General features: G+C 72.2%; 10 protein-coding genes. 5 read left to right on the top strand and 5 right to left on the bottom strand.

Annotated features, from left to right (window positions below; genetic code table 11):
- Nucleotides 1-128: 128 nt before the first annotated feature.
- Entirely contained in the window at nt 129-2,540 is a 2,412-nt protein-coding gene (locus IE134_RS07645; protein ID WP_189429987.1) for a DUF8508 domain-containing protein, read from the top strand.
- 37 nt (nt 2,541-2,577) lie between these two features.
- Here IE134_RS07645 and IE134_RS07650 read toward each other — a convergent pair whose 3' ends face one another.
- From IE134_RS07650 to IE134_RS07660, 3 genes are read right to left on the bottom strand one after another with little or no spacing between them, the layout of a single operon-like run.
- Entirely contained in the window at nt 2,578-3,501 is a 924-nt protein-coding gene (locus IE134_RS07650; protein WP_030710121.1) for an alpha/beta fold hydrolase, read from the bottom strand.
- Nucleotides 3,502-3,523: 22 nt separating this feature from the next.
- Complete coding sequence (locus tag IE134_RS07655; RefSeq protein WP_189429989.1) at nt 3,524-4,789, bottom strand: beta-ketoacyl-[acyl-carrier-protein] synthase family protein; 1,266 nt, start codon at nt 4,787-4,789, stop codon at nt 3,524-3,526.
- Complete coding sequence (locus tag IE134_RS07660; protein ID WP_006128548.1) at nt 4,786-5,019, bottom strand: acyl carrier protein; 234 nt, start codon at nt 5,017-5,019, stop codon at nt 4,786-4,788. The genes IE134_RS07655 and IE134_RS07660 overlap by 4 nt, the downstream gene beginning before the upstream one ends.
- Nucleotides 5,020-5,283: 264 nt before the next feature.
- Between IE134_RS07660 and IE134_RS07665 the strand changes: the two genes are divergently transcribed.
- The 4 genes from IE134_RS07665 to IE134_RS07680 all read left to right on the top strand — a co-directional run bounded on the left by IE134_RS07665 (nt 5,284) and on the right by IE134_RS07680 (nt 8,839).
- Nucleotides 5,284-5,730, top strand: coding sequence for a nitroreductase family deazaflavin-dependent oxidoreductase (locus tag IE134_RS07665; protein ID WP_030710117.1), 447 nt, complete (start codon nt 5,284-5,286; stop codon nt 5,728-5,730).
- Nucleotides 5,731-5,818: 88 nt separating this feature from the next.
- Nucleotides 5,819-6,550, top strand: coding sequence for a nitroreductase family protein (locus tag IE134_RS07670; RefSeq protein WP_189429991.1), 732 nt, complete (start codon nt 5,819-5,821; stop codon nt 6,548-6,550).
- A 234-nt stretch (nt 6,551-6,784) separates the two neighbouring features.
- Entirely contained in the window at nt 6,785-8,338 is a 1,554-nt protein-coding gene (locus IE134_RS07675) for a peptidoglycan-binding protein (RefSeq protein WP_189429993.1), read from the top strand.
- 126 nt (nt 8,339-8,464) lie between these two features.
- A complete protein-coding gene (locus tag IE134_RS07680) occupies nt 8,465-8,839 on the top strand; it encodes a hypothetical protein (RefSeq protein WP_189429995.1) in 375 nt (124 codons plus the stop codon).
- 42 nt (nt 8,840-8,881) lie between these two features.
- On the opposite strand, the gene IE134_RS07685 is transcribed toward IE134_RS07680, so the two are convergent.
- Entirely contained in the window at nt 8,882-9,553 is a 672-nt protein-coding gene (locus IE134_RS07685) for a hypothetical protein (RefSeq protein WP_098019835.1), read from the bottom strand.
- Between the two features lie 84 nt (nt 9,554-9,637).
- Nucleotides 9,638-13,303 (bottom strand): S8 family peptidase, encoded by a 3,666-nt coding sequence (locus tag IE134_RS07690; protein WP_189430212.1) that lies wholly within the window; start codon nt 13,301-13,303, stop codon nt 9,638-9,640.
- Nucleotides 13,304-13,326: the final 23 nt, after the last annotated feature.

The following is a 13,326-nucleotide window of genomic DNA, read 5'->3' on the forward strand; positions in this document are numbered from 1 at the left end:
GGGCGGGACCGGGGAGACCTGCTCTCCATCCGGTTGATGCCGGGAATTAACCGATGATGCCTTGTCATGCCCCGTTCTACGCGCATAGCTTTTGCCCCTACTACTCAGTTCAGTTGGGGGCTCCTCCCGTGCAGATATACAGATCCGGTTCCGTCCTGCTGACCGGCGCCGTCGCCGTCGCTCTCGCGGTGACCGCCCTGCCCGCCGCCCAGGCGGCGCCGTCGGCCACCGCCGTCATCTCCGAGGTGTACGGCGGTGGGGGCAACTCCGGCGCGACGCTGACCCGGGACTTCGTCGAGCTGGCCAACGCCGGCTCGGCGCCGTTCGAGGTCGGCGGCCTCAGCGTCCAGTACCTGCCGGGCAGCCCGTCGGCCGGATCGCAGTGGCAGGTCTCCGAGCTGTCCGGCTCGATCGCGCCCGGCGGCCGCTATCTGGTCGCGCAGGCCGCGGGCACCGGCGGCACGGTCGCGCTGCCCACCGCGGACGCCACCGGCACCGCCGCCATGGCGGCGGGCAGCGGCACCGTCGCCCTGGTCTCCGGGACAGCCCCGCTCACCTGCAAGTCGGCGGCGGACTGCGCGGCGGACACCCGGATCGTCGATCTGGTCGGGTACGGCTCCGCGGTCGTCCGGGAGGGCAGCGGCCCGGTCCCCGGCGCCTCGGCCACCGCGTCCGTCGCGCGCGCCGCCTCGCTCGCCGACACCGACGACAACGCCGCCGACCTCACCGCGGGCGCGCCCACCCCGGTCAACACCAAGGGCGAGACGTCCGGCGGCGGGCAGCCGCCGGAGGAGCCCGGCCCGACCGAGCCCGGCGACGTCCGGATCCACGACATCCAGGGCACCACCCGCGTCTCCCCGCTGGAGGGCACGGCGGTCACCGGTGTCCCGGGCATCGTCACGGGCGTCCGGGCCGGCGGCTCGCGCGGCTTCTGGATCCAGGACACGGCACCCGACAACGACCCGCGCACCGGCGAGGGCCTGTTCGTCTACACGGGCTCCACCGCACCGACCGTGAAGGCCGGGGACTCCGTCCTGGTCAGCGGCAAGGTCGCGGAGTACTACCCGGGCACCGGCACCCAGTCGCTCACCCAGATCACCGCGCCCCGCGTCACCGTGCTCTCCTCCGGCAACGCGCTGCCCGCCCCGGTCGTCCTCGACGCCCGCTCGGTGCCCGGCCGTTACGTGCCCTCGGCGGACGGCGGGGCGATCGACGCGCTCCTGCTGGACCCGGCCACGTACGCCCTGGACCTGTACGAGGCGCTGGAGGGCTCCCGGATCCGGATCGCCGACACCCGGGTGACCGGGGCGACGACCGCGTACGACGAGATCTGGGTGACGGTCAAGCCGAAGGAGAACCCGACCCGGCGCGGCGGCACGCTCTACGCCTCGTACGAGGACCAGAACACCGGCCGCCTCAAGGTGATGTCGCTGGACCCGGCGCAGCCGGTTCCGACGGCGAACGTGGGCGACGTGCTGAAGGGCCGCACCACCGGCGTACTCGACTACGCGAGCTACGGCGGCTACAACGTGCAGGCCACCGAGCTGGGCACGGTCGTCGACAACAAGCTGCGGCGCGAGGTGACCCGCAAGCAGAAGAAGGACGAGCTGGCGGTCGCCACGTACAACGTGGAGAACCTCGACGCGGGCGACGACCAGGCCAAGTTCGACACCCTGGCCGAGGGCGTCGCGGTCAACCTGTCCTCCCCCGACATCGTCTCGCTGGAGGAGATCCAGGACGACAACGGTGCGGTGAACGACGGCACGACGGGCTCCGAGGCGACGCTGAAGCGGTTCACGGACGCGGTCGTCGCGAAGGGCGGGCCGCGCTACGCCTGGCGCTACATCGCTCCCGAGAACAACAAGGACGGCGGCGAGCCGGGCGGCAACATCCGCAACGTCTTCCTCTACAACCCGAAGCGGGTCTCCTTCACCGACCGGCCGGGGGGCGACGCCACCACGCCGGTGCGGGCCGTCGACACCTGGCTGGGCGTCAAGCTGTCCGCGTCCCCGGGCCGGATCAACCCGGCGAGCCCGGCGTGGGCGGACAGCCGCAAGCCGCTGGTGGGCGAGTTCGTCTTCCGGGGCAAGCCGGTCTTCGTCATCGGCAACCACTTCGCTTCCAAGGGCGGCGACCAGCCGCTGCACGGCCGCTACCAGGAGCCGACGCGGTCCTCGGAGACGAAGCGGATCCAGCAGGCCGCCGAGGTCAACACCTTCGTCACCTCACTGCTGAAGGCGGACCGGTCGGCGCGGGTCGTCGCGCTCGGGGACTTCAACGACTTCGAGTTCTCCCCGACGATGAAGGCGCTGACCAAGGGCAAGGCGCTGAAGCCGCTGATCAGCACCCTGCCCGTCGGCGAGCGGTACAGCTATGTCTTCGACGGCAACTCGCAGACGCTGGACCACATCCTGACGAGCCCCGGCGTCCGCCGCCTCGACTACGACGTGGTGCACATCAACGCCGAGTTCGCCGACCAGGCGAGCGACCACGACCCGCAGGTGGTGCGGATCAAGGTCGGCGGCCTCTGGCCCTGGTAGGACGCGGGGCACACGGCCCCGGCCGGCGGACCGAAGCTCAGGTCCGCCCGGCCGGGGCCGTGGCCTGGCGCGGCAGCACAACAGCACCGGTCGCACGAGAAGTTGCGGCCACCGGCTGCTCCCGCCCGGTGAAGAACCCGGTGACCAGCGAGGCCACCTCCTCGGCCCGCTCCAGGACCACCCAGTGGTCGGACTCCCCGACCGTCAGGAACCGGCTCCCCTCGATCGTCGCGGCGAACTCCCGCTGCCGCGCGGGCGAGGTGACCGTGTCGTGCTCCCCAGCGAAGACCAGCGCCGGTACGCCGGTGAGTCCGCCGGTGAAGTCGGGCCGGTCGGCCAGCGCCCGGTGGAGCGAGTCCGCCGCGTGGGGCGAGTGGGTGAGCGCGTGAAGGAAGGAGCGCCGCACATAACGCCGGGCCAACTCCCGGCGATGTACGGGGCGTTCGGGGTCGAGGCACATCAGCGCATCGGCCGCCGTGGCGGCGAAGCCCTCGCGGTCCCCGGCGGCCAGTTGCTGCCGGGCCCGCTCCCAGCAGGCGACCTGGGCGGCGTCGATGTGGACCGGCACCCCGCCGAGGGCGAGCCGGGCCACCCGCTCCGGATGGTGCTGGGCGAAGCCGAAGGCGATGGCGGTGCCGTAGGAGAAGCCGAAGACGTTGAGCCGGGGGGCGCCGAGGTCGTCGGCGATGCCGAGGACGGCGCGGCGCAGCAGATCGGCGCTGGGTCCTGGCGGGAGCGGGTCGGCGCCGCCCATGCCGGGCAGGTCGGCGGTGACCACGTCGGTGGCCGGGCCCAGGTGGTCGTCCATCTGGGGCCAGCCGAACATGCCCTGGAGCGCGCCGCCGAGAATGAGCGTCGGTTCGGTACGGGGGACGGCCCCGCCGCTCCGGTCGTACGGCAGGACGCGGTAGCCGTAGCGCACTCCGTCGGCCGACAGGGTCCGGATGATCTCCTCGGGCATGGGGTGCTGCGTTCCCTTCCGCTCAGGGCCTGGTGAGGACGAGTGCCGCGTTGTGCCCGCCGAAGCCGAGCGAGGTCTTGACGGCGCAGTCGAAGGAGGCGGCGCGGGCTTCCTTGGCGACCACCTCGATCGGGATCTGCGGGTCGGGTGCGTCCAGGTTGACCGTCGGCGGCACCAGTTGGTGCTGGAGGGCGAGCACGGTGAGCGCGGTCTCGATGCCGCCGGCCGCGCCGAGGGTGTGGCCGGTCATCGCCTTGGTGGAAGTCACCAGGGGGCTGTCGCCGAGGACCCGGCGCAGCATCGTCGCCTCGATCAGGTCGTTGGAGAGCGTCGAGGTGCCGTGGGCGTTGACGTGCCCGACGTCGTCCGGGGAGAGGCCGGCGTCGGCGAGCGCGGTGCGCAGGGCGCGTTCGATGCCGAGTCCTTCCGGGTCCGGGGCGACGGCGGAGTGGGCGTCGCTGGAGGCCCCGTAACCGTTCACGTGGGCGCGTACGGTGGCGCCCCGGGCGCGGGCGTGGTCCGGGTGTTCCAGGACGAGCAGGCCCGCGCCCTCGCCGACGACGAAGCCGTCGCGGTGGGTGTCGAAGGGGCGGCACGCGGCCGCGGGGTCCTCGCGGCGGGTGGAGACGGCCTTGAGGCTGCAGGCGCTGGCGATCAGGAGGCGGGTGCAGGTGGATTCCGCGCCGCCCGTGATGACGATGTCGCAGGCCCCGGAGCGGAGCATCTGGTGGGCGGTGCCGATGGCGACGGTGCCGGAGGAGCAGGCGGTGGAGACGGCCTGGCTGGGTCCGTGGACGCCGAGGTCCAGGCTGACGCTGCTGGCCGCGCCGTTGACGACGCTGAGCGGGGCGAGTTTCGGGGAGACGCGGCGGGGGCCGCGCGCGGCGAGCGCGGCGGCCTGTTCGTCGTAGAAGGACAGTCCGCCGTGGGCGGAGCCGATGACGACGCCGACGCGGCCGCTGTCCCAGACGGCCGGGTCGAGCCCGGCGTCGGCGACGGCCTCACGGGCGGCGATGACGGCGAGCTGGGCGAAGCGGTCCATCAGCCGCTGGGTGGCCACGCCGAGGACGGCTCCCGGGTCGCAGTCGGTGACGGAGTAGAAGAAGTCGCAGGGCAGACCGTCGAGTTCGGGCCGGGGTGCGGCGGACGGCGCGAGGCCCTCGGTGACGCCGTGCCAGGCGGCGGCCGTGCCCGTACCGGCCGAGGTGACCAGGCCGACGCCGGTGACGGCGGCGGCGAACGGGGCGAGCGGGGTCCGGCGGTAGGGGGCTGCGGCGGCCGCGCTCATGCGGTGACCTTCCCCTGCACGGCCTCGACGAGGCGGCCGACGGTGTCGCGCGAGGTGAGCGCGACGTCCTCCAGGTCCACGTCGAGCCGGTCCTCGATGTGCAGCCGCAGCTCCTCCAGGGCGAGGGAGTCCAGCCGCAGGCGGTGCAGCGGAACATCGGGGCGGATGGCCTCGGGGTCGGTTCCGAACTTCGTCACCAGCAGCGTGCTGATCTCTTCCGACGTGCTCATTCGGCTCTCCTGGGCTCGGTGACGCGGTGACGCCTGCCGCGTGGTGAGGGGAGGTGGGGGGAGGGGCCATCGAGGGACGCCGGCTGCTCCGGAAGGAACCTTTATACGCCTTCGCGGGCGGACCCCCGGCCCGCGTTCCCCCGTGCGGTGGGTGGGCTGTCCAGGTGTACGAATCCGAGGTGCGGTGACGAGGGAGGGCAGGGGACGGGGATGCCAGGATGGAGGCGCAGCCCGTACGGGGCGCCACGAGAGAAGGAGAAACGCATGACGGCCGAGCAGGACGGCAATGCGGAGGTCGCGCTGAGCCCCGCCGACTGGGTCGCCCGGCAGGCCGAGCTGTACGAGTCCTCCGGCGGCACGAAGGGCACGACGCAGCTCGGTGTCCCCTGTCTGCTGATGGATTACGTCGGCCGGCGCAGCGGTACGGTGCGGCGCACGGTGCTGATGTACGGGCGGGACGGCGAGGACTATCTGATCGTGGCGTCCAACGGCGGCTCGGACCGTCCGCCGCTGTGGTATCTGAACCTCCAGGCGAACCCGGAGGTCCAACTGCGGGTGGAGACCGAGCGGTTCGGGGCGGTCGCGGCGACGCTGCCGGCCGAGGAGAAGGCACGGGTCTGGCCGGGTCTGGTGGAGCTGTTCCCGCGCTACGGGGAGTACCAGGCGGGCACCGAGCGGGACATCCCGGTCGTACGGCTGACGCGGACCTGAGGCCGCGGGACGGCGGGTGCGGAGGTCGCGAAGTCCGGCTGCCGGTAGCCCTTATGGCGCGCCGGTCGGAACCGTAAACTCCGCGATCATGACCATGGAAACGGTTCAGGCCGACCCGTCCGCCCTCGGCGGCCCCGCCCTCTTCGACACCATGTCCACGATGCGTGCCATGCGCCGGCTCAAGCCGGATCCGGTGCCGGAGGAGCTGGTGGAGCAGCTGATACAGGCGGCCGTCTGGGGCCCCAGCGGCGGCAACATGCAGTGTTACGAGTACGTGGTGGTGACCGACCGCCAGGTGATGGCGCGGCTCGCCCCGCTGTGGAAGCGGTGCGTGGACGCGTATCTGGCGACGACCGGGAAGTACGCCCCCGAGGGCATGGACGAGGTGGCGTACGGCCGGATGGTCGCGGCGATCGAGTACCAGCGCGACCACTTCGCCGACACCCCGGTGCTGATCGTGCCGTGCTACCGGTTCCCGGAGCCGCGCCTGGACGAGGAGGGTCTCGCCGCGTCGGCGCGGGCGCTCGGTCCGGCGGGCACGGAGCACATGATGAACACGCAGACCCGCTTCCAGGCGCTGGCGGAGGGCTCCTGCGTCTATCCCGGGGTGCAGAATCTGCTGCTGGCGGCCCGGGGGCTGGGGCTGGCGGCGAACATCACCATCTGGCATCTGATGCTGGAACAGGAGTGGAAGAAGGAGCTGGGCATCCCGGAGGACATGGCGACGTTCGCCGTCGTTCCGGTGGGGTGGCCCGCGGGCAACTTCGGGCCCGTCCGGCGGCGTCCCGTGGCGGACGTCATCCACCGCGACCGCTGGTAGCGGCCGGTCCGCGTCAACCGGCGGCCGCACCCCTGTCGGGTGACACTCGATGTCACCCGACGGGCTCAGCGGGTCGAGCAACTCCTGTGAATTTGCAGGATGTTGCCAGCGGGATCTGCGGCGCATCCCTTTGTCATGTACGCCTCAGATCGATAGCCTGGCCGGGTTCGGCATTCCCTCTGGCCCACCCGGGCCCGAGGGCTTTTTACTTCCTCCCACAGAGCAGGAGCCCTCATGCGCCTACGCACCGCCGCCCGGACCCGGGCCGGCGCCTGTGCCGTGGCGGCCCTCACCGCCGCGGCCCTTCTCGCCACCGGGCAGCCGGCGCACGCCGCCCCGCTCGCGGACACGGCCGATCCGATGAACCGCGCCTTCGCCGACGCGTCCCAGGAGTACGGCGTACCGCGCGATCTGCTGGCCGCCGTGGGCTACGGCGAGTCCCGGCTGAACGGACACGCGGGCAAGCCGAGCCAGGCGAACGGCTACGGCGTCATGCACCTGGCGAGCAACCCCACGAACCGTTCCCTGGAGAAGGCCGCCGAGCTGACCGGCAAGAGCGCGGCCCGGCTGCGCCGGGACACGACGGCCAACATCCTCGGCGGCGCGGCCGTCCTGCGCGACCACGCCGACGCGCTGGGGCTGGACGCGGCCGAGCGCCGGGACGTGAACGCCTGGTATCCGGCGGTGGCCCGCTACAGCGCCGCCGACGGGCCTGCGGCCGCGCTCTACGCGGACGCGGTCTTCACCTTCCTCGCCGAGGGCGTGTCCGCGACGGTGACCGGCGGCGAGGAGGTGCTCGTGCCCTCCCGCCCGGTCGCCCCGGAAAAGGGCGAGGTGTCGGCGTCCGACGTCTACGCGCAGAGCGAGGACTACCCCTCGGCGCGCTGGGTGCCCGCCCACGCCGAGAACTTCGCCGTGGGCCGCACCGCGACCGTCGACAAGGTGGTCGTGCACGTCACCCAGGGCTCGTACGCGGGTTCCATCAGCTGGTTCCAGAACCCGGCGTCCCAGGTCAGCGCCCACTATGTGATCCGGTCGTCGGACGGGGAGGTCACCCAGACGGTCCGGGACAAGGACACGGCGTGGCACGCGCGCAGCGCCAACGCCTCGTCCGTCGGGATCGAGCACGAGGGGTGGGTCGACGAACCGGCCTGGTTCACCGACGCGATGTACCGCTCGTCGGCCGCGCTGACCTCGCACCTCAGCGCCGAGTTCGGCATCCCGAAGGATCGGGCGCACATCGTCGGCCACAGCGAGGTGCCCGGCAACGACCACACCGACCCCGGCCCCCACTGGGACTGGAACTACTACATGCAGCTGATCGACGGTGACCCGGGCAACGGCGGCGACGGTCTGACGTTCCCCCTCTACACCACGCAGCAGTCCGGCTCGTCGGGCCCGCAGGTGACCGCCGTCCAGACGCTGCTCACCGCGCAGAAGTACAGCCCGGGCACGGTGGACGGCCTCTTCGGCGCCACCACGAAGAGCGCGGTGCAGGCGTTCCAGCGGGCCCGCTCCCTCGACGCGGACGGGGCGGTCGGCCCGAAGACCTGGACGGCCCTGCTGTCGGCCGGCACGACCCCGCTGCTGAAGCAGGGCAGTTCGGGCGATGCGGTGAAGCGGCTCCAGCGCGCCCTGACGGCGGCGCTCGGCAAGACCGTGGGCGTGGACGGCAGCTTCGGCCCGACCACGGAAACGGCGGTCCGCAGCTTCCAGACCACCCGCAAGCTGGGCGTCGACGGCCAGGTGGGCCCGGCCACGTGGACGGCCCTGCAGAACGGCAAGTGAGTACGGCCCCGGGCGGGCCCTCCCGAGCGTGGAGGGGCCCGCCCGGGCCTGTACGCGCGCCAGATGCCACCCGGGGGTGCCCGCCCGGGCCTGTCGGGTGCCGGACCGGCCGGGTAGCGTCGCCGTGTGTGCTTCTACGCGATGGTCCACTACAAGCTGCACTACGCCTGCGTCCCCTGCCGCGTCAGCTTCAAGCGGCTCCCCCTGGACAGCGGCGCCCCGCTGTGCCCGAACTGCGGCCGTGTGCTCGTCTGCGCGGGCCACGACTTCGCTCCCCCGCCGCGCCGTGACACCGACGCCTGGAGCGCGGTGGCGGCGGTGCTGGGGGCGGGCCTGCGCTACGAGGGCCTGGAGCCGTGCGGCTTCGGCAAGCGGCCACGCTTCCGCCCGCGCACCGGCGCGGAGGTCCGGGCCCGCCTGGCCGTGGCGGCCCGGACCGGGGTGCCGGTGGCGGAGGTGCTGGCCAGGCGGGATCCGGCGGTCCCGGAGGAGGACGACTGACCCCACGGCCACCGACGGGTCGGCCCCGAAGGGCTCACCGGCTCACTCGCCCGCGTCGGCCGGATACCCGATCTCCTTGATGTCCTTGGCAAGTTCGGCGGGCACCCGCTCCGGATTGATCGCGGTGACGACCTCGTCCGTCAGCGGTCGCAGCGCGTAGACATGGCGTACGGCTTCGAGGTCGATGTCCACCTCGAAGTAGTCCTCGGCCCACTCCTGGTACGACTCGGGGCTCCCGATGACGAGGAGCTGGAAGAGCCAGTCGGCCCCGTCGGAGTCCTCCCCGTCCTCCGGGAACTCCACGGCCCCCGCCCGCCAGCGGTCGTCCCCGCTCTCGCGCCAGAGGCAGGCGGTGACGACGGGCATGCCGAACTCGTCCCTGAACGACGGCTCGTCCACGTAACGGCGGAACACCTCGGGCACCTCGTCGAGCACCCCGGGCCAGGGCCCGTCGTCCACGTACGGGCTCATCGGCGACTCGTGGTCGAAGCCGCGCGCGTAGGCGCCGTCGGCGGAGAAGACGATGGAGTACTCCCCGCCCTGCCCGTCCTGCATCGAGGCCATCGCCTCGGTCGGCGACCACTGCGCGTCGAAGCTGTGCCAGCGGTGGTCCCACTCCGGAGACAGGATCGCGTCGAGCATCGCCAGGGAACGGCAGAGATCGGTGAGGGCGGATATGCCAGGCAGCCGACGGGCCACGTCATGAACGCTCATGGGGCCATCCAACCGCACCGGCCGCAGGCTGACGCACCTGGTCCCGCACTCCCGTCGCAGGGAGCGCGGGACCAGGTCAGGGGCTCACTTCAGGCCGAAGGCCCGGATGATCTCCTGGTCGACGACGAGTCCGCCGGGGCCCTCCGCGTGGGCCTTGAGCGAGACCGAGGTCGCGCCCTTCGACGGGGTGCGGAACTTCGCGGTCCACTCGCCGGTCTTCTTCTTGCGCAGCTCCAGCTTCGTCCAGCTCTTGCCGTCGTCGTAACTGACCGACAGGGAAGCCTTGTCGGCCTTCACCGCGCCCGGCAGCCATTCCTGGGTGCCGGAGGTGAGACCGATCTCCGTCGTGCGGCCGGAGCGGACGTCGCCGGCCAGGTCGGTGTCGACGGCGTAGTCCAGCTGGAGCAGCGGGATGTCGGCCTGGTAGGGGCCGGCCTCGTCCAGGGCGCCGGAGACGAAGCCCCACTCGGAGTGCGTACGGGTCGACGTCTTCCAGGTCTTCGCGTCGCGTGCCGAGTCGATGACCAGGCGGTAGGGGCGCTTCTCGGCGGAGAGGTCGCCGATGTAACCCGCTCTGCCCGCGCCCTTCTTGAGCTGCGTGTCGCCCTGGTAGAAGGCGTACGAAGTGGTGTCGTACTCGTTCTCGGGCATCGAGCCGGAGTGGCCCGCGCCCGCGTCCGTCCACGGGGTGATGTTGAACTGGAGGTCGTTGTCGACCGTGCGGAACGGGCCCCAGTAGCCGGTGCCCAGGCGGGGGCGGGTCACCGGGGCGAACCACTCGGCGCGGTAGTCCTGGCCCGCCCGGTAGTCCAGTTCGGCGCTGCGCATCTCGTGGGCGCGGTCGGACTCCTCCGCGTTGAGGACCGAGTGGTTCTCGTACCAGAACGAGTCGCCCGGCAGCGGGTTGACCCATTCGGTGCGGACGTCGGGGAACTGCTCGTACTCCTCGAAGCCGAGGCCGGGACCGTAGTCCGGGATGTCGTAACGGTAGCCGCCGCCGAGCGTCTTCTTGTGGCCGTAGAAGGTGTTCTCCACCTTCGCCAGCTGACGGGTCGAGGGTGCGAAGGCCAGCGAGCGGTCCGGGATCGTGCCGTCGTGGCGGTCGACCAGGTCGTAGAGGTGGTCCGCGAACCTCTTCTGGTCGATCTCGATCTTCTTGCCGCGCTGTGCGGCGCGGATCAGGGTCTCGCCCGCGGACCTCTGGACCGACGCGACGGGGATCGTGGTCTGTTCGCCGTAGGGGGTGTAGCTCTCCATCGCCACGCCACGCTCGTCGTTGACGACGAAGAGGGCCTTCGCCCCGGCGGCCAGCGCGGTCGCGAGACGCTCGGCGGGGGTGACATCCGCGCTGCGGGTGATCACGACGGCCTTGCCGCGCGCGTTCAGGCCCTGGTAGTCCGCCGGTGCGCCCTTGCCCGCGTACACCGGGCTCAGCTTCTGCTCGCTGTCCTCGGCGATCGCCGCGCCGCCCTGGACGTGGACCGGTACGTCACGGCCGTCGGCCTCGACGTCGATCAGCTCCTCGCCCTGCCGCCAGCGGGTCAGGAAGCTGAAGTCGCCCTCCTTCACCTTCTTGGTGGGGCTCGCCCACAACTGGTCGTAAGTGAGCGGTATTTGGTACGCGTCACGCTGGACCGTGCCGTCCGGTGCGGTGCGCGCCATGTCGTAGCGGAGCTGGCGGGTCTCGGTCTCCTTCGGGGTGCGCACGCTGACCTTGCGGGCCTTGGACGCGTCGAGGGTGACCGTGGTGGAGCCGGTGAGGATCGTCTCCGGGGCCGCGAGGAACGCGACGGCCTGGGAGTCGGGGCGGTCGCCGTCGACGTCCACGGAGGCCCAGGCGGTGTAGTTGCCCGGCGGCAGGCGCAACGTGGTCTCGCCGCCGCTGATCTGGACGAGGCCGAGCTGCGGGTCGCCCAGTTCGCCGAGGACGACCAGGCCGTCCATCGGCTTGCCCGCCCTGTCGCGGAGCTTCAGCGTCAGGTCGTGCAGCTCCTTCTCCTTGGTGAGCGCGAACCCGGTGTGCGCGACCGTCGTGCCCGCCGCGTCGGTGGCGACGACCTGGCCGGAGAAGGTGGTGTCGACAGCGACCTCCGCCGGGTCCAGGGACAGGACCGCTTCGGCGGTACCGCCCGCCGGGACGGTCAGCGTGTCGGTGGAGAGCGTGTAGGCCGCCTCGTCCGTGTCGGTGGCCAGGTTCAGCGTGACGTCCGCCTCACCCGTGTTGCGGTAGGTGATCGTGCGCTCGGCGACCTCGTCGGAGGGGCTGTGCGGCCAGGCGTAGGAGGCGACCTCGACCGAGCCGGTGGCCTCGATCGTGGTGTCGATCGCCGCCTTCACATCGAGCCGGCCGGTGCCCTGCTGGTACGGCGTGTACGCGTCCAGCTTCTCGGACGAGGTCATCAGCGCGTCCTTGATGTGCTGACCGGTCCAGTCGGGATGACGCTGCTTCAGAATGGCCGCCGCGCCCGCGACATGGGGCGTGGCCATCGACGTACCGGACATCGACCGGTACATGCCCTCGGCGCCGGGGACGGACTGCGAGGCGGCGGCGTTGATGTCGACGCCGGGGGCCGACAGGTCGGGCTTCAGTCCGTGCGAGCGGACCAGCGGGCCCATGGAGGAGAAGTCGGCGCGGCCGTCCTGCTTGTCGACCGCGGCAATGGTGAGCGCCTGCTCCGCCGAGCCGGGCGAGCCGATCGTGCCCGCCCCGTACGCGTTGCCCGCCGCGATCACGAAGAGCGGACCGCCGTCCGCCGAGAGGGAGTTGACCGCCTGGGACATCGGGTCGGTGCCGTCGTCGGGCACCGGGGAGCCGAGGCTCATGGAGACGATGTCGGCCCCTTCGGCCTTCGCCCACTCCATGGCCTCGATGATCCCGGAGTCCGCTCCGGAGCCCTCGTCGCTGAGGACCTTGCCGACGAGCAGGTCGGCGGCCGGGGCGACCCCCTTGTTCGCGCCGTCGGACGCCGCGCCGGATCCGGCGATGGTGGAGGCGACGTGCGTGCCGTGGCCGTTCTTGTCGTCGACCTCCTCGCCGGGAACGAAGCTGCGGGTGCCGACGAGGCGGTCCTTGACGTCCGGGTGGCCGGCGTCGATGCCGGTGTCCAGGACGGCGACCTTGGTGCCCTTGCCGTCGAAGCCCGCGGCCCACGCCTCGGGGGCCTTCACCTGCGGCACGGACTCGGCGAGCAGCGCCTCGGAGCGGCCGTCCAGCCAGAGCTTCGCGATCCCGCCGTCGAGCGAACGGGCGCCCGGGCTACGGGTGATGGCGTCCCAGAAGGTGCGCGCCCCGTCCTTGTCGGCACTGAGCGCGGACCCGTGGATGGAGGCGAGGGTGCGGACCTTCTTCGCACCGCGCGGGGCGGCGGGCAGGGCCTTGGCGCGCGCGGGCGAGTAGGTGGCGATGACCGGGACGGCCCCGGTGCCCTCGTCGTCGTAGCCCATCCTCACCAGGGCCGAGACGTTGAACAGCCGCCGGTCCAGGGTGCCCGCCGCGATCAGCGTGGTGGCCTCGTCGGGCAGCACGTACACGTCCTCGCCCGCCTGCTGGATGCGGACACCGCCGCTCGCGCCGTCGGGGCGGTCCACGGTGACGGTGTCCCGGTCGCCGGGGCCGTCCACGTACCGCACGACGTCGCCGGTGACCAGGGTGACGGTGTGGCTCTCGGTGGTGACGTCGGAGCGCGGGGCCTCGGGGCGCGGTGCGGGGGCGGCGCCGGCGGTGCCCCCACCGGCGAAGGGGACCAGCATGCCGCCCAGGAGGGCCGCCGAGG

The sequence above is a fragment of the Streptomyces rubiginosohelvolus genome, from assembly GCF_014649875.1.
Taxonomy (GTDB): domain Bacteria; phylum Actinomycetota; class Actinomycetes; order Streptomycetales; family Streptomycetaceae; genus Streptomyces; species Streptomyces rubiginosohelvolus.

Coding starts and splice junctions, on each gene's coding strand:
- IE134_RS07675 (WP_189429993.1), top strand. CDS start 6,785: ATGCGCCTACGCACCGCCGCCCGGACCCGGGCCGGCGCCTGTGCCGTG.
- IE134_RS07660 (WP_006128548.1), bottom strand. CDS start 5,019: ATGAGCACGTCGGAAGAGATCAGCACGCTGCTGGTGACGAAGTTCGGA.
- IE134_RS07690 (WP_189430212.1), bottom strand. CDS start 13,303: ATGCTGGTCCCCTTCGCCGGTGGGGGCACCGCCGGCGCCGCCCCCGCA.
- IE134_RS07670 (WP_189429991.1), top strand. CDS start 5,819: ATGACCATGGAAACGGTTCAGGCCGACCCGTCCGCCCTCGGCGGCCCC.
- IE134_RS07685 (WP_098019835.1), bottom strand. CDS start 9,553: ATGAGCGTTCATGACGTGGCCCGTCGGCTGCCTGGCATATCCGCCCTC.
- IE134_RS07655 (WP_189429989.1), bottom strand. CDS start 4,789: ATGAGCGCGGCCGCCGCAGCCCCCTACCGCCGGACCCCGCTCGCCCCG.
- IE134_RS07665 (WP_030710117.1), top strand. CDS start 5,284: ATGACGGCCGAGCAGGACGGCAATGCGGAGGTCGCGCTGAGCCCCGCC.
- IE134_RS07650 (WP_030710121.1), bottom strand. CDS start 3,501: ATGCCCGAGGAGATCATCCGGACCCTGTCGGCCGACGGAGTGCGCTAC.